Origin of the sequence: Phytobacter sp. SCO41 (assembly GCF_003073275.1) — a bacterium.
Lineage (GTDB): Bacteria > Pseudomonadota > Gammaproteobacteria > Enterobacterales > Enterobacteriaceae > Phytobacter > Phytobacter diazotrophicus.
On the sequence record NZ_CP027225.1, the window covers coordinates 3,477,189 to 3,497,766 of the forward strand.

The 20,578-nt window shown below is 54.5% G+C and carries 21 protein-coding genes; 10 read left to right on the top strand and 11 right to left on the bottom strand.

Going from position 1 to position 20,578, the window contains the following annotated elements; all coding sequences use genetic code 11:
• Window positions 1-191: 191 nt before the first annotated feature.
• Complete coding sequence (gene zwf / locus C5523_RS16955; protein ID WP_108701600.1) at window positions 192-1,667, bottom strand: glucose-6-phosphate dehydrogenase; 1,476 nt, start codon at window positions 1,665-1,667, stop codon at window positions 192-194.
• A 345-nt stretch (window positions 1,668-2,012) separates the two neighbouring features.
• Between zwf and C5523_RS16960 the strand changes: the two genes are divergently transcribed.
• Window positions 2,013-2,882 (top strand): MurR/RpiR family transcriptional regulator, encoded by an 870-nt coding sequence (locus C5523_RS16960; protein WP_039078781.1) that lies wholly within the window; start codon window positions 2,013-2,015, stop codon window positions 2,880-2,882.
• 121 nt (window positions 2,883-3,003) lie between these two features.
• Window positions 3,004-4,446, top strand: a complete 1,443-nt coding sequence (pyk, locus tag C5523_RS16965) for a pyruvate kinase (protein WP_039078731.1) — start codon at window positions 3,004-3,006, stop codon at window positions 4,444-4,446.
• Between the two features lie 41 nt (window positions 4,447-4,487).
• On the opposite strand, the gene lpxM is transcribed toward pyk, so the two are convergent.
• From lpxM to znuA, 3 genes are all read right to left on the bottom strand, one after another.
• Window positions 4,488-5,459 (bottom strand): lauroyl-Kdo(2)-lipid IV(A) myristoyltransferase, encoded by a 972-nt coding sequence (gene lpxM / locus C5523_RS16970; RefSeq protein WP_108701601.1) that lies wholly within the window; start codon window positions 5,457-5,459, stop codon window positions 4,488-4,490.
• Between the two features lie 118 nt (window positions 5,460-5,577).
• Window positions 5,578-6,906, bottom strand: coding sequence for a murein DD-endopeptidase MepM (gene mepM / locus C5523_RS16975; protein WP_108701602.1), 1,329 nt, complete (start codon window positions 6,904-6,906; stop codon window positions 5,578-5,580).
• Window positions 6,907-6,921: 15 nt separating this feature from the next.
• Window positions 6,922-7,866, bottom strand: a complete 945-nt coding sequence (gene znuA, locus C5523_RS16980) for a zinc ABC transporter substrate-binding protein ZnuA (protein ID WP_039078728.1) — start codon at window positions 7,864-7,866, stop codon at window positions 6,922-6,924.
• Between the two features lie 78 nt (window positions 7,867-7,944).
• On the opposite strand from znuA, the gene znuC reads away from it, so the two are divergent.
• Complete coding sequence (znuC, locus tag C5523_RS16985) at window positions 7,945-8,700, top strand: zinc ABC transporter ATP-binding protein ZnuC (RefSeq protein ID WP_039078727.1); 756 nt, start codon at window positions 7,945-7,947, stop codon at window positions 8,698-8,700.
• Window positions 8,697-9,482: a zinc ABC transporter permease subunit ZnuB gene (znuB, locus tag C5523_RS16990; protein ID WP_039078726.1), complete on the top strand. Its 786-nt coding sequence runs from the start codon at window positions 8,697-8,699 to the stop codon at window positions 9,480-9,482. Before znuC ends, znuB begins: the two co-directional genes overlap by 4 nt.
• A 79-nt stretch (window positions 9,483-9,561) precedes the next feature.
• Here znuB and ruvB read toward each other — a convergent pair whose 3' ends face one another.
• From ruvB to C5523_RS17005, 3 genes are all read right to left on the bottom strand, one after another.
• The gene (ruvB, locus tag C5523_RS16995; protein ID WP_039078725.1) at window positions 9,562-10,575 is read right to left on the bottom strand and encodes a Holliday junction branch migration DNA helicase RuvB; all 1,014 of its coding nucleotides are present in this window, start codon (window positions 10,573-10,575) and stop codon (window positions 9,562-9,564) included.
• Window positions 10,576-10,583: 8 nt separating this feature from the next.
• Window positions 10,584-11,195, bottom strand: coding sequence for a Holliday junction branch migration protein RuvA (gene ruvA / locus C5523_RS17000; RefSeq protein WP_039078724.1), 612 nt, complete (start codon window positions 11,193-11,195; stop codon window positions 10,584-10,586).
• A 109-nt stretch (window positions 11,196-11,304) separates the two neighbouring features.
• A complete protein-coding gene (locus C5523_RS17005) occupies window positions 11,305-12,174 on the bottom strand; it encodes an SDR family oxidoreductase (protein ID WP_108701603.1) in 870 nt (289 codons plus the stop codon).
• Between the two features lie 95 nt (window positions 12,175-12,269).
• Here C5523_RS17005 and C5523_RS17010 point away from each other — a divergent pair, with 95 nt between their 5' ends.
• Entirely contained in the window at window positions 12,270-13,112 is an 843-nt protein-coding gene (locus tag C5523_RS17010; protein ID WP_079496729.1) for a helix-turn-helix transcriptional regulator, read from the top strand.
• Here C5523_RS17010 and ruvC read toward each other — a convergent pair.
• The 4 genes from ruvC to aspS are packed head-to-tail and all read right to left on the bottom strand — an operon-like array spanning window position 13,084 to window position 16,636.
• Window positions 13,084-13,605, bottom strand: coding sequence for a crossover junction endodeoxyribonuclease RuvC (gene ruvC / locus C5523_RS17015; RefSeq protein WP_039078721.1), 522 nt, complete (start codon window positions 13,603-13,605; stop codon window positions 13,084-13,086). The genes C5523_RS17010 and ruvC overlap by 29 nt on opposite strands.
• A 34-nt stretch (window positions 13,606-13,639) precedes the next feature.
• A complete protein-coding gene (locus C5523_RS17020) occupies window positions 13,640-14,380 on the bottom strand; it encodes a YebC/PmpR family DNA-binding transcriptional regulator (RefSeq protein ID WP_047370910.1) in 741 nt (246 codons plus the stop codon).
• A gap of 26 nt (window positions 14,381-14,406) precedes the next feature.
• Window positions 14,407-14,850 (bottom strand): dihydroneopterin triphosphate diphosphatase, encoded by a 444-nt coding sequence (nudB, locus tag C5523_RS17025; protein WP_039078719.1) that lies wholly within the window; start codon window positions 14,848-14,850, stop codon window positions 14,407-14,409.
• Window position 14,851: 1 nt separating this feature from the next.
• Window positions 14,852-16,636 carry an aspartate--tRNA ligase gene (aspS, locus tag C5523_RS17030; protein ID WP_039078718.1) on the bottom strand — a complete coding sequence of 595 codons (1,785 nt, stop codon included), beginning with the start codon at window positions 16,634-16,636 and terminating at the stop codon, window positions 14,852-14,854.
• A 268-nt stretch (window positions 16,637-16,904) separates the two neighbouring features.
• Between aspS and C5523_RS17035 the strand changes: the two genes are divergently transcribed.
• The 5 genes from C5523_RS17035 to cmoB are packed head-to-tail and all read left to right on the top strand — an operon-like array spanning window position 16,905 to window position 20,481.
• Entirely contained in the window at window positions 16,905-17,471 is a 567-nt protein-coding gene (locus tag C5523_RS17035) for a hydrolase (RefSeq protein WP_108701604.1), read from the top strand.
• Complete coding sequence (locus C5523_RS17040) at window positions 17,468-18,286, top strand: DUF72 domain-containing protein (protein ID WP_108701605.1); 819 nt, start codon at window positions 17,468-17,470, stop codon at window positions 18,284-18,286. Before C5523_RS17035 ends, C5523_RS17040 begins: the two co-directional genes overlap by 4 nt.
• 48 nt (window positions 18,287-18,334) lie before the next feature.
• On the top strand, window positions 18,335-18,730 hold the full coding sequence (locus C5523_RS17045; RefSeq protein ID WP_108701606.1) for an MAPEG family protein: 396 nt from the start codon (window positions 18,335-18,337) through the stop codon (window positions 18,728-18,730).
• A 39-nt stretch (window positions 18,731-18,769) separates the two neighbouring features.
• The gene (cmoA, locus tag C5523_RS17050; protein ID WP_039078714.1) at window positions 18,770-19,513 is read left to right on the top strand and encodes a carboxy-S-adenosyl-L-methionine synthase CmoA; all 744 of its coding nucleotides are present in this window, start codon (window positions 18,770-18,772) and stop codon (window positions 19,511-19,513) included.
• Entirely contained in the window at window positions 19,510-20,481 is a 972-nt protein-coding gene (gene cmoB / locus C5523_RS17055; protein ID WP_108701607.1) for a tRNA 5-methoxyuridine(34)/uridine 5-oxyacetic acid(34) synthase CmoB, read from the top strand. The genes cmoA and cmoB overlap by 4 nt, the downstream gene beginning before the upstream one ends.
• The last annotated feature ends 97 nt before the right edge of the window (window positions 20,482-20,578 follow it).

The following is a 20,578-nucleotide window of genomic DNA, read 5'->3' on the forward strand; positions in this document are numbered from 1 at the left end:
GGAGGTTTTCAGCATTTTAATTCCAGCAGAAACGCCGCCACACCGCGCCCAAAGGCAAAATTACTGTAGCCAGTGTAATAAAAAAAGCTCCGCTGGTGAATCCAGTCGGAGCCTGAAAGTTGAAATATTGGCCTGATTTCTGAGTTAGATCATGTTACCGGTAAAACTCCGTAACATTGGCAACAACCTGATTACTCAAATTCGTTCCACGAACGGCCATCACGGGTGATCATCGCCACAGAGGCAACCGGTCCCCAGGTCCCGGCCTGATACGGTTTCGGCGAGTCGTTATCCATCGCCCAGGCTTCGGTGATGGAGTCAACCCACTTCCACGCTTCTTCAACTTCGTCACGGCGCACGAACAGCGCCTGAATGCCACGCATGGTTTCCAGCAACAGGCGCTCGTAAGCGTCCGCCAGATGCGTTTCGTTGAAAGTTTCGGAATAGCTCAGGTCCAGCTTCGTGGTCTGCAGATTGTGCTTGTGATCCAGCCCTGGCACTTTATTCAGTACCTGGATATCCACACCTTCATCTGGTTGCAGACGGATGGTGAGTTTGTTCTGGGGCAGATCCTGCCACGACTCTTTAAACAGGTTCAGCTCCGGCGTTTTGAAATAGACCACGACTTCTGAGCATTTCGTCGGCAGGCGTTTACCCGTGCGCAGGTAGAACGGCACGCCCGCCCAGCGCCAGTTGTCGATATCCACGCGAATAGAGACGAAGGTTTCAGTGTTACTGGATTTGTTCGCGCCCTCTTCTTCCAGATAGCCCGGGACTTTTTTGCCCTGCGCAAAGCCGGTGGTGTACTGACCACGAACGGTTTTCTCGCGCACGTTCGAGCGATCGATGCGACGCAAGGATTTCAGCACTTTCACTTTTTCGTCACGAATGCTGTCTGCGGTGAGATCGGACGGCGGAGACATAGCGATCATACAAAGGATTTGCAGCAGGTGGTTCTGGATCATGTCGCGCATTTGACCTGCCTGGTCAAAGTAACCCCAGCGACCTTCAATACCCACCTCTTCCGCCACCGTGATTTCCACATGATCAATCGTACGGTTATCCCAGTTGTTCACAAACAGGGAGTTGGCAAAGCGCAGCGCCAGCAGGTTCAGCACCGTCTCTTTACCCAGATAGTGGTCGATACGGTAGACCTGGCACTCTTCGAAATATTCGCCAACCTGATCGTTAATTTCGCAGGAGGTGGCAAGCGAGGTACCCAACGGTTTTTCCATGACCACACGGGCAGGTTTCGCATTCAGCTTCGCCTCGCCCAGGCCTTTGCAAATTGCGCCAAAGGTGCTTGGCGGCATCGCAAAGTAGTTAATAGTGGTGCGATTCTTCTGGTCAAGCATGGCGCCAAGGCGTTTAAACGCTTTGGTGTCATTAACGTCCAGGTTGCAGAAATCCAGGCGGCCGCTCAGCGTGTCCCATAAGCTTTCATCGATTTTTTCCTTCATGAAAGTTTCGAGCGCTTCACGCACCACTTTTATATAGGCTTCTTTATCCCAGTCGGCGCGTCCGACACCCAGGATACGCGTATCCGGATGGATCTGACCCGCTTTTTCCAGTTGATACAGGGAAGGCAGCAATTTCCGACGTGCGAGGTCGCCTTTCGCGCCGAAAATGACCAGGTCACATGCCTGGGCTGTTTGCGTTACCGCCATGTCATTCTCCTCAGTTGGCTATCCTGGTGCTTATGCCAGGTTTTAGTTGTAATTTTATTACACTGCACTGTACTGCTTTTACGTAATTCCCGAAACTGCTAACGCTTGGCTACGTGTGCGTTCTTCTTCTCTTCGGCGAAAATCTGGGTTTTCGCCTTGAAAATGCTGGATGTTTGCCCGATACGCGGCGAATAAAATCCGACTGCGATCATGTAATGAAAAAAAACAACAACATTTAACGTTGTCGCTTACCTTTCTTTGCGGCAGAAAGGTATATTCTTGCTAAAACGCATCACGATTTCACCTTTCTGTGGAATCGTTTCACTGATGAGCGATTCGTTAAAAATGAATATGCTGGAAAAAATCCAGTCTCAACTGGAACACCTTAGCAAATCCGAGCGCAAAGTGGCGGAAGTGATCCTCGCCTTCCCCGATCAAGCCATTCATTCCAGTATCGCCGCCCTTGCCCAGCAAGCGGGTGTCAGCGAACCAACGGTGAACCGATTTTGCCGCAGTCTGGATACCCGCGGGTTTCCGGATTTTAAATTGCATCTGGCGCAAAGTCTGGCAAACGGCACCCCCTATGTTAATCGCAACGTCGATGAAGATGACAGTGTCGAAGCCTATACTGGCAAAATTTTCGAGTCAGCGATGGCAAGCCTGGACCATGTGCGCCAGTCGCTCGATATGACGGCGGTCAACCGCGCCGTAGATCTGCTAACGCAGGCAAAGAAAATCGCCTTTTTCGGTCTTGGCTCGTCCGCAGCCGTCGCGCACGATGCGATGAACAAATTTTTCCGCTTCAACGTACCGGTTATTTATACCGACGACATTGTGTTGCAACGCATGAGTTGTATGAATTGTAGTGACGATGACGTGGTTGTGCTGATTTCTCATACCGGACGCACAAAGAGTCTGGTTGAACTGGCACAGTTGGCGCGGGAAAACGACGCCATGGTCATTGCGCTGACATCAGCCGATACACCGCTTGCGCGGGAAGCGACACTGGCCATTACCCTCGACGTTCCGGAAGATACCGACATTTACATGCCCATGGTGTCGCGTCTGGCACAGCTCACGGTTATTGACGTTCTCGCCACCGGTTTCACATTGCGACGTGGCGCAAAATTCCGGGATAACTTGAAGCGTGTCAAAGAAGCACTGAAAGAATCGCGCTTTGATAAGGAGTTGCTCATCCGGAGCGACAAACATTAATAGACCGATAGTAATAACAAAGTTGTAACATCTTACGCTGTTCGGTTAAATTCTCATTTTGATAACTTAACTGAATCCATGTTCACGCAACACCTGGTTGTTTTAGACAACGGAGTATTACATGTCCAGAAGGCTTCGCAGAACCAAAATTGTTACCACTTTAGGCCCGGCCACCGACCGCGATAATAATCTTGAGAAGATTATCGCCGCAGGCGCCAACGTGGTACGCATGAACTTCTCACACGGCACACCGGAAGATCATAAATTACGTGCGGATAAAGTGCGTGAAATTGCGGCAAAACTGGGACGTCATGTTGCTATTCTTGGCGATTTACAAGGACCGAAAATTCGCGTGTCCACGTTCAAGGAAGGCAAAGTATTCCTTAATATTGGCGATAAATTCCTGCTTGATGCCAACCTCGGCAAAGGCGAAGGCGATAAAGAAAAAGTCGGCATCGACTATAAAGGCCTGCCCGCTGACGTGGTGCCTGGCGATATCCTGTTGCTCGATGATGGCCGCGTTCAGTTAAAAGTACTGGAAGTTCAGGGCATGAAAGTGTTCACCGAAGTCACGGTGGGCGGCCCGCTGTCTAACAATAAAGGCATTAACAAACTGGGCGGCGGCCTCTCTGCAGAAGCACTGACCGATAAAGACAAAGCAGATATTGTAACTGCGGCGCTGATTGGCGTGGATTACCTCGCCGTCTCCTTCCCGCGCTGTGGCGAAGACCTGAACTATGCACGCCGCCTGGCGCGCGACGCTGGTTGTGACGCCAAAATTGTCGCCAAGGTTGAGCGCGCAGAAGCGGTCTGCAGCCAGGAAGCGATGGATGATGTGATCCTCGCCTCCGACGTGGTGATGGTTGCCCGTGGCGACCTCGGCGTAGAAATTGGCGACCCGGAACTGGTGGGTATCCAGAAAGCGCTGATCCGTCGTGCGCGTCAGCTTAACCGTGCGGTCATCACCGCCACGCAGATGATGGAATCGATGATCACCAACCCGATGCCAACTCGCGCAGAAGTGATGGACGTGGCAAACGCCGTGCTGGATGGTACCGATGCGGTTATGCTCTCTGCGGAAACAGCCGCAGGCCAGTACCCGGCAGAAACCGTTGCCGCGATGGCGCGCGTGTGCCTGGGTGCGGAAAAGATCCCCAGCATCAACGTGTCAAAACACCGCCTGGATATTCAGTTTGATAACGTGGAAGAAGCCATCGCCATGTCGGCAATGTATGCCGCTAACCACCTGAAAGGGGTAACGGCGATTATTTCCATGACGGAGTCCGGGCGTACGGCGTTAATGACGTCACGTATCAGTTCCGGCCTGCCGATTTTCGCGCTCTCCCGCCATGAGCGTACGCTGAACCTGACCGCGCTGTACCGTGGCGTAACGCCGGTCCATTTTGACAGTGCGAGCGAAGGCGTTGCCGCTGCCAACGATGCGGTCAATCTGCTGCGTGACAAAGGTTACCTGATTTCTGGCGATCTGGTGATCGTCACCCAGGGCGACGTGATGAGCACCGTGGGCACCACTAACACCACGCGCATTCTGACCGTGGAATAAGCAGTATCCAAAAAGCAAAAACCCCGCCAGGCGGGGTTTTTTTATTTCTTCGGGAATAACTCTTTGCGTCTGTACGGTTCAGTCTCGCCCGGCTTGCGTGTTTTCAGCAGTTTTAAAATCCAGGTGTACTGCTCAGGGTGCGGGCCGACGAACACTTCAACCTCTTCGTTCATTCGGCGCGCAATGGTGACGTCATCCGCCGTTAACAGATCGTCCATCGGTGGGCGAACCTGAATGATCAGCCTGTGCGTCGTCGCATCATACACCGGAAAAAGCGGCACAATGCGTGCACGGCACACCTTCATTAAACGGCCAATCGCCGGTAGCGTGGCTTTATAGGTGGCAAAGAAATCAACAAATTCGCTGTGCTCAGCACCGTGATCCTGATCGGGCAGATAGTAGCCCCAGTACCCCTGGCGTACGGACTGAATAAACGGTTTGATACCGTCGTTACGTGCATGCAGACGTCCGCCAAAGCGGCGGCGCACCGTATTCCAGACATAATCGAACGCCTTATTGCCCTGATTATGGAACATCGCCGCCATTTTCTGCCCCTGGGATGCCATCAACATTGCCGGGATATCAACGCCCCAGCCGTGCGGGACCAGAAAAATGACGTTTTCGTTGTTGTCGCGCAGCCCATCAATAATCTCACGGCCCTGCCACTCAACGCGCGGCAGGATCTTCTCTGGCCCACGCAGCGCCAGTTCAGCCATCAGTACCATTGCCTGCGGTGCAGTGGCAAACATCTCATCAATGATCGCTTCGCGTTCCGCTTCTGATTTTTCCGGGAAGCAGTACAGCAGGTTGATCTGCGCACGCCGACGCGCACTCTTACCGAATTTACCGGCAAGTCGCCCCAGCGTCCCCAACAACGGATCGCGTAACGACGCAGGGAGCAGCGCTACACCGGCAAACGCAAAAACCCCCATCCACGCGCCCCAGTAGCGCGGGTGGCGAAAGCCTTCTTCAAATTCGGGAATGTATTCAGAATTATTTTTCTTCGTTTCCATGCATGTTCCGCAGGCAAGTATTCAAGTAAGCAAAGTAAGAATAGTGTAACGAGGTGCGTTAATTCCTACAAAAGAAAAAGCCGGCGTGTGTCGACGCCGGCTTGTATGCTGTAAGGCGTTAATCGAATTTCAATTGCGGAACGATGTCCTTCACCTGCGCCAGATAATCACGACGATCGGTACCGCTCAGACCTTCGGTCCTTGGCAGTTTCGCCGTTAAGGGGTTCACCGCCTGCTGGTTGATCCACACTTCATAATGCAAATGCGGGCCTGTTGAACGACCGGTGTTACCGGAGAGCGCGATGCGATCGCCACGTTTCACTTTCTGCCCTTCTTTCACCAGCAATTTGCGCAAGTGCATATAGCGCGTGGTGTAGGTGCGGCCATGACGCACCGCGACATAATACCCCGCCGCACCACTGCGTTTGGCAACCACCACTTCGCCGTCACCCACAGAGAGAACCGGCGTCCCCTGCGGCATGGCGAAATCGACGCCCTTATGCGGCGCAACGCGACCCGTGACCGGGTTCAGGCGACGCGGATTAAAGTTGGAGGAGACGCGGAACTGTTTCGACGTGGGGAAACGCATAAAGCCTTTCGCCAGCCCGGTACCGTTGCGGTCGTAAAATTTACCGTCGTCGGCGCGAATCGCAAAATAATCTTTACCATCAGAGCGCAGACGAACACCCAGCAGTTGGCTCTGTTCCTGTTTCCCTTCCAGCATTTCGCGGGACATCAGCACAGAGAACTCATCGCCTTTTTTGAGTTTACGGAAATCCATTTGCCACTGCATCGCTTTGATGACGGCGCTGATTTCGACATTGGTTAAGCCGGTCTCTTTCGCACTGCTGACAAAACTGCCGCCAACCGTTCCTTTCAGCACGGAGTTGACCCAATCGCCTTCCTGAATCGCACTGGTCATTTTAAAGCCGCCATCAACGCGGTCATAAGTGCGGGTTTCACGGCGGGAAACTTCCCAGGTCATGCGCTGCAGATCGCCGTCTGCGGTCAACGTCCAGGAGATCTGCTGACCAATTTTCATGTTACGCAGGTCTTTATCTGCCGCGGCGAGCTGGCTGATATCACCCATATCGATGCCGTACTGATTCAGGATACTGCTCAGCGTATCGCCGGTCGACACGACATATTCGTGCACGCCCTCTTCACCGGCAGTTTTATCGTCAAGTTCATCCTGGGGAATGTCTTCAACTTCGTCGGGCATAGACTGATCGATAGGCTCACTGGCCTCAGGCAACAGCGAACGAATCTCTTTCTTTTCCAGCTCGATGGTTTTGACGATGGGTGTCGGCGTGGATTCGGGGTGGTAGACATACGGTCGCCAAACGGCAACCGTTAAAGTGAGAACTGTAAGTGACCCCAGCATAACGCGGTGGGGTCGGGGCAGATTATTAAATGCCAGGGCGACAGAGCGGGCTATCTGTTGCACGTATCCACTTCCTCGTTAATCTCCTTTCAGGCAGCTCGCATACTGGTTAGACAACTGGGCAAGGAACTGCGAATAGCTCTCTTTGCCAAGCTTGATACTGGTACCAAGGGGATCCAACGTTCCCATTCGAACGGATGTCCCTCTGGCAACAGCTTCAACGACCGCTGGCCTGAACTGTGGCTCAGCAAAAACGCAGGCTGCTTTTTGCTCAACCAACTGTGTTCTGATTTGATGTAAACGCTGCGCACCAGGTTGAATTTCAGGGTTGACGGTAAAGTGACCTAACGGAGTCAGCCCGTAATGCCTCTCAAAATAGCCATAGGCATCATGAAAAACGAAATAACCTTTACCCTTCACTGGCGCCAGCTCGCTGCCAACCTCTTTGTCGGTTTGTGCCAGACTGGCCTCAAACGCTTGCAGGTTGGCGTCCAGCCGTGCTCGGCTTTGGGGCATAACTTCTACTAATTTATCGTGGATTGCAACCGCCGACAGCCGCGCAATCTCTGGTGAAAGCCACAGATGCATGTTGTAATCACCATGATGGTGATGTTCGTCACTATTTTCGTCGCCGTGATGGCCTGCGTCATGGTCGTGGTCGTCATCATCGCTGCCCTTGATGAGTAACGGTTTCACGCCAGGCAGTTCCTGCATGAGCACCTGCTTTGCCGCCGGAATCTGCTGGGCGGACTTATCCATGAACGCTTCCATGTCCGGGCCTACCCAGAAGACTAAGTCCGCGTTCTGCAAGCGTTTTACATCAGACGGGCGCAGGGCATAATCGTGCTCAGAAGCCCCATCGGGGAGCAGTACTTCTGTTGTCGTTACCCCATCCGCAATCGCGGAAGCGATGAAGCCCAGAGGCTTGAGCGACGCGACAACAGCGGCGTTTGCGGTGCTCATTACTCCACCGGATAAGGCGGTGAAAAGCGCTGCGCAAAGAAGCGTATTTTTATGTAACATAATGCGACTAATTATCGTAATGAATATGTGGAATGTGATATTATAACATTCGACAACTTGTGCAACCCTTTAAATGCTATGACTAATCTGGTAACGCTGGAAAATGTCTCCGTCAGTTTCGGCCAAAGACGCGTACTGTCTGACATTTCGCTCACTCTACAACCCGGTAAAATTCTTACCCTGCTCGGCCCCAATGGCGCGGGGAAATCGACCCTGGTGCGCGTGGTACTGGGGCTTGTAGCACCCGATACCGGGACGATCAAGCGTGGCAATGCCCTGCGTATCGGTTATGTGCCGCAAAAGCTGCATCTCGACACCACGCTGCCGTTGACCGTGGGTCGCTTTATGCGTCTGCGGCCCGGCACCCGTAAAGATGATATTGTTCCGGCGCTAAAACGTGTGAATGCCGCGCACCTTGTCGATGCCCCGATGCAAAAACTATCCGGCGGTGAAACGCAACGCGTGCTGCTGGCCCGTGCCCTACTCAATCAGCCACAGTTGCTGGTACTGGATGAGCCAACGCAAGGGGTCGATGTTAACGGTCAGGTGGCACTCTACGATCTTATTGATCAATTACGTCGCGAGCTTGATTGCGCCGTACTGATGGTCTCCCATGACCTGCATCTGGTGATGGCAAAAACGGATGAAGTCCTCTGCCTGAATCACCATATTTGCTGCTCCGGCGCACCGGAAGTGGTTTCCATGCACCCTGAGTTTATCTCAATGTTCGGCCCACGCGGCGCAGAGCAGTTGGGTATTTATCGCCACCGCCATAATCATCGTCATGATTTGCAGGGGCGCATTATATTACGTCAGGGAAATGGACGCGGATGATTGAATTACTGTTGCCCGGCTGGTTAGCCGGGATGATGCTCGCCTGCGCCGCTGGCCCGTTGGGTTCATTTGTGGTCTGGCGTCGCATGTCTTATTTTGGCGATACCCTCGCCCACGCTTCATTGCTCGGTGTCGCTTTCGGTTTGCTGCTCGACGTTAACCCCTTTTATGCGGTGATTGCCGTCACGCTGCTGCTTGCCGCCGGGCTGGTCTGGCTGGAAAAACGCCCTCACCTTGCTATCGATACATTGTTGGGGATTATGGCTCACAGTGCGTTATCCCTCGGCATGGTGGTTGTCAGCCTGATGTCGAATATTCGCGTCGATCTGATGGCCTACCTGTTTGGCGACCTGCTGGCAGTCACGCCCACGGATTTAATCTCCATTGCTGTTGGTGTTGTACTGGTTATCGGGATCCTGTTCTGGCAGTGGCGTAACCTGCTGTCGATGACCATCAGTCCGGAGCTGGCGTTTGTCGATGGCGTGAAGTTGCAGCGTGTGAAGTTGCTGTTAATGCTGGTCACCGCGCTGACCATTGGGGTGGCGATGAAGTTTGTCGGGGCGCTGATTATCACGTCCTTGCTGATAATTCCCGCGGCCACCGCGCGCCGCTTTGCCCGGACGCCAGAGCAAATGGCGGGAGTGGCAGTAGGTGTCGGCATGATTGCCGTCACCGGTGGGCTAACCTTCTCTGCCTTTTACGACACACCAGCAGGACCGTCTGTCGTGCTGTGCGCCGCGCTGTTGTTCATTTTCAGTATGATGAAAAAAAGCGCTACCTGACCCTTCTTATCTGGCCGAAACCCGTTGTTTCGGCCTTTCTGCCATTCAGAATAGCGACAATGGCTGATGCGGGAAAATCTCAGGGCATCTCCGGCGGCGTGATCCCGAAGTGGTTCCATGCCCTGACCGTCGCCATGCGGCCACGTGGGGTACGCTGCAGGAAGCCTTGCTGAATTAAAAAGGGCTCCAGCACATCTTCAATGGTTTCACGCTCTTCCCCGATTGCGGCGGCAAGGTTATCCAACCCTACCGGCCCACCAAAGAATTTATCGATGACCGCCAGCAGCAGCTTGCGGTCCATGTAATCAAACCCTTCCGCGTCCACGTTCAGCATATCAAGCGCCTGAGAGGCGATATCAAGCGTAATCGCGCCATCATGCTTCACTTCGGCAAAATCACGCACCCGGCGCAGCAGACGGTTAGCGATACGCGGCGTGCCGCGCGAACGCCTTGCGACTTCCAGCGCGCCCTCTTCGCTCATCTCCAGCCCCATGTAGCGGGCGCTGCGCCCAACAATATGCTGTAAATCCGCCACCTGATAAAACTCCAGCCGCTGCACAATACCGAAACGGTCACGCAGCGGTGAGGTCAATGAACCTGCACGCGTCGTTGCGCCAATCAGCGTAAAGGGAGGCAAATCAATTTTGATTGAGCGTGCCGCCGGGCCTTCGCCGATCATAATATCGAGCTGATAATCTTCCATTGCCGGGTAGAGGACCTCCTCTACCACCGGCGAGAGACGGTGAATTTCATCGATAAACAATACATCATGCGGCTCAAGGTTGGTGAGCATCGCCGCCAGGTCGCCCGCTTTTTCCAGCACTGGACCCGAGGTGGTACGCAGGTTGACGCCCATCTCATTAGCGACAATATTCGCCAGGGTGGTTTTCCCAAGCCCCGGAGGGCCGAATATCAGCAAGTGATCCAGCGCGTCACCACGCAGCTTCGCCGCCTGGATAAAAATTTCCATTTGCGAGCGCACCTGCGGCTGGCCCACATACTCCGCCAGCAATTTAGGGCGGATCGCGCGATCCGCGACCTCTTCCGCATTAATAACGCTGTCGGGGGAGACCAGACGGTCTGCTTCAATCATCCTTTACCTCACAACGCGGCGCGTAATGCTTCGCGGATCAGAGTTTCACTGTTGGCGCCCGGTTTGGCGATTTTGCTAACCATCCGGCTGGCTTCCTGAGGTTTATAGCCCAACGCCACCAGTGCGGCAACCGCTTCCTGCTCTGCATCATCCGCAGCCGGGCTGGCGGGTGATGTCAGCACCAGATCGGCGGCTGGCGTGAACAGGTCGCCATGTAACCCTTTAAAGCGATCTTTCATTTCGACAATCAGTCGCTCTGCCGTTTTCTTGCCGATACCCGGCAGTTTAATCAGTGCCGCAGGGTCTTCGCGTTCGACGGCATTCACAAATTGTTGCGCGTTCATGCCGGAAAGAATGGCCAGCGCCAGTTTTGGCCCCACACCATTGGTTTTTATCAGTTCGCGAAACAGCGTGCGCTCTTGCTTGTTGTTAAAACCAAACAGCAGATGCGCATCTTCACGCACCACAAAATGGGTGAAGACCACGGCCTCTTTCCCCGCCTCCGGCAGTTCATAGAAACAGGTCATCGGCATATGCACTTCGTAGCCCACGCCTCCGACTTCCATCAGGACTAAAGGGGGCTGTTTTTCCAGAATAATGCCTCTGAGTCTGCCTATCACATGACGCTCCTGCGTTAATGGCCGAAGTAAGAATGCTGTATCATAAAAAAAGGCTGGATAGATATCCAGCCGCTTATTGATGAAAAGCGAAGTGTATTAATTTACTGGCCTAATATTGCGCCTGCTCGAGGTCAGCAAGTAGCGTTGGATGCGTCGGGTGCCAGCCCAGTACTGCGCGCGTCTGTTCACTGCTTGCGGCCATATCGAGAGATGCAAAATCAGCAAACCAGCCAAAATGCTCCCTCGCCCGCGGCTCGGCGGGTACCCCAAGATGTTTACCGATGGCCTGCGCGATATCGCGAAACAGGATGCCCTCTTCCGCCACCGCGTGATAAACCGCCTGAGTCATCCCCGTCTCCAGCGCTAACCGATAAAGCGTGGCGGCATCCCGACGATGCACCGCCGCCCAGCGGTTTTCTGCGTCCTCAGGCCAGGCAGACACACCCGTTTGCTTCGCAAGGTCCATCAGGATGGGAATAAATCCATGATCGCCCACGCCGTGGACTGTCGGCGACAGGCGTATCGTTGCGGCCCGCACGCCCTTGTCTGCCAACTCACGTGCCGCAGCCTCAGAACGGCGTGGATACGCTGGCGCGACAAACGGCAGGTCGTTCTCTGTCGCCAGACGTCCTGGGGCAATCATCGCCACCCCGGAGGTCACCAACAGAGGGCGGTCGCTACCGTGTAGCGCCTCCCCCAGAATCTGGATGGCGCGCTCATCCTGCGCGCAGTTCTCACTAAAGCGTGAAAAATCGTGGTTGAAGGCAGTATGGATAACCGCATCGGCACGGCTTGCGCCATCATGCAGCAATTGATGATCGTCCAGCGTTCCCGTGACCACCTGCATTCCCAGGGCCACCAGCGCCTGTGCTTTTTGCGCATTGCGCACCAGCCCGGTAACCTGATGCCCGGCCGCCAGTAGATCTTCAGCAACGGCTGAACCAACCCAGCCAGACGCCCCCGTCAGAAAAACATGCATAGCTCACTCCCCTTGTGTTGACTCATCATGTGATAGTGATGAATATCCTCAGAGGTGAAAAGTAGTGACATTATCGTGGTATAAGGACTAACAGGATGCAGCGCGATACCCGTCCCACAGAGTTAGGCGATTACCTCAAACACCGCCGTGCGCGGCTCGACCCGGATGCGCTTGGTTTTCATACCGGGCGTCGTCGTACACCCGGATTACGCCGTGAAGAGGTGGCGCATCTGGCCTGTATTAGCGCTACCTGGTATACCTGGCTGGAGCAAGGGCGCGGCGGCACCCCGTCAGCAGAAGTGCTGGAGCGCTTATGCCACGCTTTACAACTTAGCCCACCCGAACGTGAGCATGTCTTCCATCTGGCGCTCGGACGCGCCCCTGAGGTGCGTTATACCCCGTCTCTGGCCGTCACGGCGCGGCTGCAAAAGGTGCTGGATTGTATGACGCTCAGCCCGGCAATGATCCGCACCGCGACCTGGTGTGTACTGGCATGGAATCAGCCCGCTGCCGTCGTGCTGACCGATTATGCAAAGCTGCCCCATACCGAGCGCAATATTCTGCGGCGTATCTTTCTCGACCCACGGGTGCGTGAGGTCCAGGCAGACTGGGAAGGCCTGGCGCAGTCGCTGGTCGCCGCTTTTCGCGCGGATGCTACCCGCTCAGGCGCAACAGCAGAAGTGAAACCGCTTATTGATGAATTGATGGCCGCGTCGCCGCTGTTCGCCGAACTGTGGCGCAGCAATACCATCGACACGATGGGCGAAGGCACGAAAGTGCTGATTCATCGCGAAGCGGGGAGATTATCGCTGGAGTATTCGAGTTTTGTCGTTGAAGGGCAGCCAGATCTGACGATGATTGTCTATAACCCGTCAACGCCTGAGGATGCCCAAAAAATCAGCGCGTTACTTAGCGCAGCCGCCCGCGCGCCAGATTAAGCCGGGTATCGCTCATTTGCATTGCATTCTGGCTGACATGGCAATGGGTGATAGCAATCGCCAGCGCATCGGCGGCGTCCGCTTGCGGGTTCGCCGGAAGTTTCAGCAAGGTGCGTACCATATGCTGAACCTGGCTTTTCTCGGCGCTGCCAATACCGACGACGGTCTGTTTGACCTGACGGGCCGCATATTCAAACACGGGCAGATCCTGGTTTACAGCAGCCACAATGGCCACACCGCGCGCCTGCCCAAGCTTGAGCGCAGAATCGGCGTTTTTTGCCATAAAGACTTGTTCAATCGCGAAGTAATCAGGCTGGAACTGGGTGATGATTTCCGTCACACCGGCATAAATTAATTTCAGGCGCGACGGTAAATCATCAACTTTGGTACGGATGCATCCGCTGCCCAGGTAGGTCAGTTGCCTGCCTACCTGGCGAATCACACCGTAACCGGTTACGCGTGAACCCGGGTCGATACCGAGAATGACAGACATCACGCGTCTCCGGTCATTGCGATAAGTTGCCTCATCACAGAGTCGCCGCAACCTCGTCAGAAATTTCACCGTTATGGTAAACTTCCTGCACATCGTCGCAATCTTCGAGCATGTCGATCAAACGCAGCAGTTTCGGTGCGGTTTCCGCATCCATATCCGCTTTGGTTGACGGGATCATGGAGACTTCGGCATTGTCGGCTTTCAGGCCTGCCGCTTCCAGTGCATCGCGCACTGCGCCCATCTCTTCCCATGCGGTATAGACGTCAATGGCACCGTCGTCGAAGGTCACAACATCTTCCGCGCCCGCTTCCAGCGCCGCTTCCATGATGGTGTCTTCGTCGCCTTTCTCGAAAGAGATCACGCCTTTCTTGCTGAACAGGTAAGAAACGGAACCGTCAGTGCCCAGGTTACCACCGGTTTTGGTGAAGGCATGGCGCACTTCGGCAACGGTACGGTTGCGGTTGTCAGACAGACATTCCACCATCACCGCTGTGCCGCCAGGACCGTAACCTTCATAAATGATGGTTTCCATGTTCGCGTCTTCATCACCGCCCACGCCACGTGCGATAGCACGGTTCAGGGTGTCACGGGTCATGTTGTTCGACAGCGCTTTATCCACTGCCGCACGCAGACGCGGGTTGGAACCGATATCGCCGCCGCCAAGGCGCGCTGCGGTAACCAGCTCACGAATAATTTTGGTAAAAATTTTACCGCGCTTGGCATCCTGTGCCGCTTTGCGGTGTTTGGTGTTGGCCCATTTACTGTGACCTGCCATAAGAAACTCTCCACTTAACCGTTGATTTATACGGCATGAATTACAAATTCTTCAATCGCCTGCCGGTTGCTCCATGACTTGGTTAACGCGGCCGCTTGCGGCGCATCAACCCAGCGGTAAGCCAGATGTTCAGTGAACACGACAGACCGTTCATGGGGTAGCGCAAGACAGAACCAGGATTCGGTATTGCGCACCACGCCAGGGGCGTAGCGATGACGTAAATGTTCAAAAATTTCAAACTCCACCGTGCGCTGACAGTCAATTAAGGCCAGTTGCTCAGTCGCAATGTCAATGGCGACCTCTTCCTTTACTTCGCGCGCGGCGGCTTGCGATGCGGACTCTCCCTCTTCCAGGCTGCCGGTAACCGACTGCCAGAAATCGGGATCGTCGCGTCGCTGCAACATCAGCACCCGCTTCGTGTCCTGGGCATAAATAACAACTAAGACAGAAACGGGATACTTAAATTGCATATTATTCGTTCTCCGAAATCTCTTTTGACGCTTTCGGAAGCACCTGAATACCCAGTTCCGCCAGGGAAGCCGGGTTAGCAAAGCTCGGTGCTTCGGTCATCAGACAAGCAGCCGCAGTGGTTTTCGGGAAAGCGATAACGTCACGAATGTTATCGGTACCGGTCAGCAGCATGGTCAGACGATCCAGACCAAATGCCAGGCCTGCATGCGGCGGGGTACCGAATTTCAGCGCATCCAGCAGGAAGCCGAACTTCTCGCGCTGTTCCTGTTCAGTAATGCCCAGAATGCCGAACACGGTCTGCTGCATGTCACCACGGTGAATACGCACAGAACCACCGCCCACTTCGTAGCCGTTGATAACCATATCGTAAGCGTTCGCAACCGCCTCTTCCGGCGCGGCTTTCAGTTCATCCGCCGTCATGTCTTTCGGTGAGGTGAACGGATGGTGCATTGCGGTCAGGCCGCCTTCACCGTCGTCTTCAAACATCGGGAAGTCGATAACCCACAGCGGCGCCCATTTGTTTTCGTCGGTCAGGCTCAGGTCTTTACCGAGTTTCAGACGCAGCGCGCCCAGCGCATCAGCTACCACTTTCTTGTTGTCAGCGCCGAAGAAAATCATGTCGCCGTCTTGTGCGCCAGTACGATCCAGGAGAGCTTCAACGATGTCCGCGGTCAGGAATTTCGCCACCGGGCTGTTGATACCTTCCATGCCTTTCGCACGTTCGGTCACTTTAATGTAAGCCAGGCCTTTCGCGCCGTAGATCTTCACAAAGTTGCCGTATTCATCAATCAGCTTACGGGTCAGAGAGGCGCCGCCCGGAACGCGCAGCGCGGCAACGCGGCCTTTCGGATCGTTGGCCGGGCCAGAGAAGACCGCAAACTCAACGTTTTTCAGCAGATCGGCTACATCCACCAGCTCCATCGGGTTACGCAGGTCCGGTTTATCGGAACCGTAACGGCGCTCCGCTTCGGCGAAAGTCATGATCGGGAACTGGCCCAGATCGACGCCTTTAATGTCCAGCCACAGGTTGCGGATCAGCTCTTCCATCACTTCACGCACCTGCGGTGCGGTCATGAAGGAGGTTTCCACGTCGATCTGGGTGAATTCTGGCTGACGGTCAGCGCGCAGGTCCTCGTCACGGAAGCATTTCACAATCTGGTAGTAACGATCGAAACCGGACATCATCAGAAGCTGTTTGAATAGCTGTGGAGACTGCGGCAGCGCGTAGAATTTGCCTTTATGTACGCGTGAAGGCACCAAATAGTCGCGCGCGCCTTCCGGCGTCGCTTTGGTCAGCATCGGGGTTTCGATATCAAGGAAACCGTGGTCATCCATAAAACGACGCACGAAGCTGGTAATTTTGGCGCGGGTTTTCAGGCGCTGGGCCATTTCCGGACGACGCAGGTCCAGATAGCGGTATTTCAGACGCGCTTCTTCGGTATTAACCTGATTGGAATCCAGCGGCAGCGGCTCAGAGCGGTTGATAATGGTCAGTTCGCTGGCAAACACTTCCACTTCGCCGGTCGCCATATCGCTGTTGACGTTTCTTTCGTCACGAGCACGCACGGTGCCGGTCACCACGATGCAGAACTCATTACGCAGTTCGGAAGCCAGTTTGAAGGCTTCGGCATCCGGGTCGAAGAACACCTGAACGATGCCTTCACGATCACGCATATCAATAAAAATGAGGCTGCCGAGATCACGACGACGATTGACCCAACCACACAGAGTCACCTGCTGCCCCACGTGGGACTTACGCAACTGTCCGCAATATTCTGTACGCATGAGATATCCCTTAACTTTGCCGCAGGCTGATTGTTGCCTGCCGTGCAGGCGACGATGTCGCAGCTTTAGCTGAATGTCACAACTGGATGAAAAAAGGCGGCTATTATACTGGAAATAATGGCACACGATAAGCCCGATACCGCCTGTACGCGCGTTTGCTGCGCACGCTTAGTGCGTATTCTCACAAAAATTAACAAAATTTGTAAACCGGGTGCAGCAGGATACCGCGTAAGGTAAGTGCGACCTCATTCTTTTTTCAGGAGTTATCATGCTTGAACTTAATGCTGCCAACACCGCCCTGGTGGTTATTGATTTACAGGAAGGTATTCTGCCGTTTGCCGGTGGTCCGCACAGCGCTGAGGATGTGGTGAAACGTGCCGCGACGCTGGCGGAGGCGTTTCGCGCTAACAGTGCGCCGGTCATTCTGGTCCGCGTTGGCTGGTCTGCCGATTTTGCCGAAGCGTTAAAACAGCCGGTCGATGCGCAAACTGGCGGTCACGCGTTGCCGGAAAACTGGTGGACGTATCCGCTGACGCTGGGCAAGAAAGAGAGCGACATTGAGGTCACTAAACGCCAGTGGGGCGCATTCTACGGTACCGACCTGGAGTTGCAGTTGCGCCGCCGCGGTATCGACACCATCGTTTTGTGCGGTATTTCCACCAACATCGGCGTGGAATCCACCGCCCGCAACGCCTGGGAACTGGGCTTTAACCTGGTGGTTGCGGAAGATGCCTGCTCCGCCGCCAACAGCGAACAGCATCAGGGCAGCATGAAAAATATCTTTCCGCGAATTGGTCGCGTGCGCAGCACCGGGGAGATTCTGGCCGCGTTATGATTTACCTTGGCCTGCCGCAATGGTCGCACCCGAAATGGGTGCGCCTTGGCATCACCAGTCTTGAAGAGTATGCCCGCCACTTTAACTGCGTGGAGGGTAACACCACGCTCTATGCCCTGCCGAAAGCTGAAATTGTCCAGCGCTGGTACGATCAAACCCACGATGATTTTCGCTTTTGCTTTAAGTTTCCGGCGACCATTTCCCATCAGGCCTCGCTGCGCCAGTGCAGCGATTTGACGCAGGAATTTTTCACCCGTCTTGCGCCGCTGGAAACGCGTATCGGCCAGTACTGGTTACAACTGCCCGCCACGTTTGGTCCGCGCGATCTTCCGGCACTGTGGGCTTTCCTGGATGCGCTTCCGGCGGATTTCACCTACGGTGTTGAAGTGCGCCACCCGGAATTTTTTGCCAAAGGCGAGACGGAGTTGTCGCTTAACCGCGGTCTGCATCAGCGCGGCGTCAACCGGGTGATTCTGGATAGCCGCCCTATTCACAGCGCCATCCCCCACAGCGAAGCGGTGATAGATGCGCAGCGCAAGAAGCCTAAGCTGCCGGTTCATGCCCTGGTGACCGCACAAAACCCATTGATCCGCTTTATCGGTAGTGACGATATGGAACAGAACCGTCAATTATTCAGCGTCTGGCTGGAGAAGCTGCCGCAATGGGAGAAGCAGAGCACGCCATATCTGTTTTTGCACACCCCTGATAACGGCCAGTCGCCGGAACTCGTGGACGTATTGTGGAAAGATCTTCAGCAGGCGCTGCCCTCTATTGGCACTCCTCCGTCCATTCCTCAGCAATCTTCTCTTTTCTGAATGGATTACCTATCATTGTAAAGCCATCCGCGTATAAAGGGAGTTTGTATGGTAAGCGCGCTGTATGCCGTGCTGGGTGCGTTACTGCTCATTAAGTTTTCATTTGATGTTGTGCGTCTGCGCATGCAATACCGCGTCAGCTATGGCGACGGTGGGTTCAGCGAGTTGCAAAGCGCCATCCGTATTCACGGCAACGCGGTGGAATACATTCCGCTGGCGTTGGTGCTGTTGTTATTTATGGAGATGAACGGCGCTGAAACCTGGATGGTTCACGTGTGCGGCATCCTGCTTATTGCCGGACGTTTAATGCATTACTACGGGCTTCATCACCGACAGCTAAGCTGGCGTCGTTCCGGAATGAGCTCGACCTGGAGTTCGCTACTACTGATGGTGGTCGCAAACCTGTGGTATATGCCGTGGGAGTTGGTTTTCTCCCTGCGTTAGCGCACAATACGCCACTTTGTTTTCCCGGATGTTTACATTATGTCTAACCGCGACATGCTTTTTTCCGCGCCTATCGCCAGCCTGGGCGACTGGACCTTTGATGAACGGGTTGCCGAAGTCTTCCCGGATATGATCCAGCGCTCCGTCCCGGGTTACTCCAATATTATCTCGATGATCGGCATGCTGGCGGAGCGTTTCGTTCAGCCACAGACGCAGATTTACGACCTGGGCTGCTCTTTAGGCGCCGCGACGCTTTCCGTGCGCCGTAATATTCATCACGACGGCTGCAAAATCATTGCCGTTGATAACTCGCCGGCAATGGTTGAACGCTGCCGCCGTCATATTGATGCGTATAAAGCGCCTACGCCGGTCGAGGTTATTGAAGGCGATATTCGCGATATCGCCATTGAAAACGCCTCAATGGTGGTGCTGAATTTTACCCTGCAGTTCCTTGTGCCAGAAGAACGTCAGGCGCTGCTGGATAAGATTTATCAGGGGTTGAATCCCGGCGGCGCGCTGGTGCTGTCCGAGAAATTCAGTTTTGAAGATGCCAACGTCGGCGAGTTGTTATTCAACATGCATCACGACTTTAAACGTGCCAATGGCTACAGCGAGCTGGAAATCAGCCAGAAACGCAGCATGCTGGAAAATGTCATGCTGACGGATTCGGTCGAGAAGCATAAATCCCGCCTGCAACAGGCCGGGTTTGAACATAGCGAAGTCTGGTTCCAGTGTTTTAACTTTGGTTCGCTGATTGCCCTGAAAGCGGGTGACCAGGCATGATCACCTTCGAGCGTTTTTATCAGCAAATCGCCGTCAGCCCCCTGTCTCACTGGTTAGAAACCCTGCCGGCGCAGATTGCCGCCTGGCAACGTGACCAGCTTCATGGTCAGTTCAAACAGTGGACCAATGCGGTGAATTTCTTACCCGAGCTGACGCCGTCGCATCTCGACTTGCTTAATAGCGTCACCGCCGAAAGCGAAACACCATTAAGCGCAGGGCAACTGACGCGCATGGAAACCCTGCTGCGCAATCTGATGCCGTGGCGTAAAGGGCCTTACTCTCTGTATGGCATCAATATCGACACGGAATGGCGTTCCGACTGGAAATGGGATCGCGTGCTGCCGCACCTGTCTGACTTGCAGGGCCGGACTATTCTCGATGTAGGCTGTGGCAGTGGTTATCACATGTGGCGCATGATTGGCGCGGGGGCAAAGCTGGCCGTGGGCATCGACCCGACGCAACTTTTCCTGTGTCAGTTTGAAGCAGTGCGTAAGCTGTTGGGGGATGATCGTCGCGCCCATTTATTGCCGCTGGGTATTGAGCAACTTCCGGCGCTGAATGCCTTCAATACCGTCTTTTCAATGGGCGTGCTGTATCACCGTCGCTCACCGCTGGAGCACCTGTGGCAGTTGAAAGACCAACTGGTGAAAGACGGTGAACTGGTACTGGAAACGCTGGTTGTCGACGGTGATGAGCATACCGTTCTGGTGCCGGGTGATCGCTATGCCCAGATGCGTAACGTCTATTTTATTCCCTCGGCGGCGGCGCTGAAAAACTGGCTTGAGAAGTGCGGCTTTGTTGATGTCCGTATCGCCGATGTCTGTGCGACCACCACCGGGGAGCAGCGCGGTACGTCATGGATGGTGACGGAATCACTGGCTGACTTCCTTGATCCGAATGACCACACCAGGACCATTGAAGGCTACCCGGCCCCGGTGCGCGCCGTGTTAATTGCACGTAAACCGTGATGAGTGACGAAGCCTTTTCGCCAGAATAGTTCGGTTTGCAACAAAGCGGCGACGCGGCGCATCCCCGGGAGCGTAGATAACCAGGTGACCAGGGTGA

Excerpts from the sequence above, each read along its gene's own strand:
- lpxM (WP_108701601.1), bottom strand. The coding sequence starts at position 5,459 with ATGGAAACGAAGAAAAATAATTCTGAATACATTCCCGAATTTGAAGAA.
- ruvB (WP_039078725.1), bottom strand. The coding sequence starts at position 10,575 with ATGATTGAAGCAGACCGTCTGGTCTCCCCCGACAGCGTTATTAATGCG.
- aspS (WP_039078718.1), bottom strand. The coding sequence starts at position 16,636 with ATGCGTACAGAATATTGCGGACAGTTGCGTAAGTCCCACGTGGGGCAG.
- cmoA (WP_039078714.1), top strand. The coding sequence starts at position 18,770 with ATGTCTAACCGCGACATGCTTTTTTCCGCGCCTATCGCCAGCCTGGGC.
- C5523_RS17035 (WP_108701604.1), top strand. The coding sequence starts at position 16,905 with ATGCTTGAACTTAATGCTGCCAACACCGCCCTGGTGGTTATTGATTTA.
- znuB (WP_039078726.1), top strand. The coding sequence starts at position 8,697 with ATGATTGAATTACTGTTGCCCGGCTGGTTAGCCGGGATGATGCTCGCC.
- znuA (WP_039078728.1), bottom strand. The coding sequence starts at position 7,866 with ATGTTACATAAAAATACGCTTCTTTGCGCAGCGCTTTTCACCGCCTTA.
- pyk (WP_039078731.1), top strand. The coding sequence starts at position 3,004 with ATGTCCAGAAGGCTTCGCAGAACCAAAATTGTTACCACTTTAGGCCCG.
- znuC (WP_039078727.1), top strand. The coding sequence starts at position 7,945 with ATGACTAATCTGGTAACGCTGGAAAATGTCTCCGTCAGTTTCGGCCAA.
- C5523_RS17010 (WP_079496729.1), top strand. The coding sequence starts at position 12,270 with ATGCAGCGCGATACCCGTCCCACAGAGTTAGGCGATTACCTCAAACAC.
- cmoB (WP_108701607.1), top strand. The coding sequence starts at position 19,510 with ATGATCACCTTCGAGCGTTTTTATCAGCAAATCGCCGTCAGCCCCCTG.
- ruvC (WP_039078721.1), bottom strand. The coding sequence starts at position 13,605 with ATGTCTGTCATTCTCGGTATCGACCCGGGTTCACGCGTAACCGGTTAC.
- zwf (WP_108701600.1), bottom strand. The coding sequence starts at position 1,667 with ATGGCGGTAACGCAAACAGCCCAGGCATGTGACCTGGTCATTTTCGGC.
- C5523_RS17020 (WP_047370910.1), bottom strand. The coding sequence starts at position 14,380 with ATGGCAGGTCACAGTAAATGGGCCAACACCAAACACCGCAAAGCGGCA.
- nudB (WP_039078719.1), bottom strand. The coding sequence starts at position 14,850 with ATGCAATTTAAGTATCCCGTTTCTGTCTTAGTTGTTATTTATGCCCAG.
- C5523_RS17040 (WP_108701605.1), top strand. The coding sequence starts at position 17,468 with ATGATTTACCTTGGCCTGCCGCAATGGTCGCACCCGAAATGGGTGCGC.
- C5523_RS16960 (WP_039078781.1), top strand. The coding sequence starts at position 2,013 with ATGAATATGCTGGAAAAAATCCAGTCTCAACTGGAACACCTTAGCAAA.
- C5523_RS17045 (WP_108701606.1), top strand. The coding sequence starts at position 18,335 with ATGGTAAGCGCGCTGTATGCCGTGCTGGGTGCGTTACTGCTCATTAAG.
- C5523_RS17005 (WP_108701603.1), bottom strand. The coding sequence starts at position 12,174 with ATGCATGTTTTTCTGACGGGGGCGTCTGGCTGGGTTGGTTCAGCCGTT.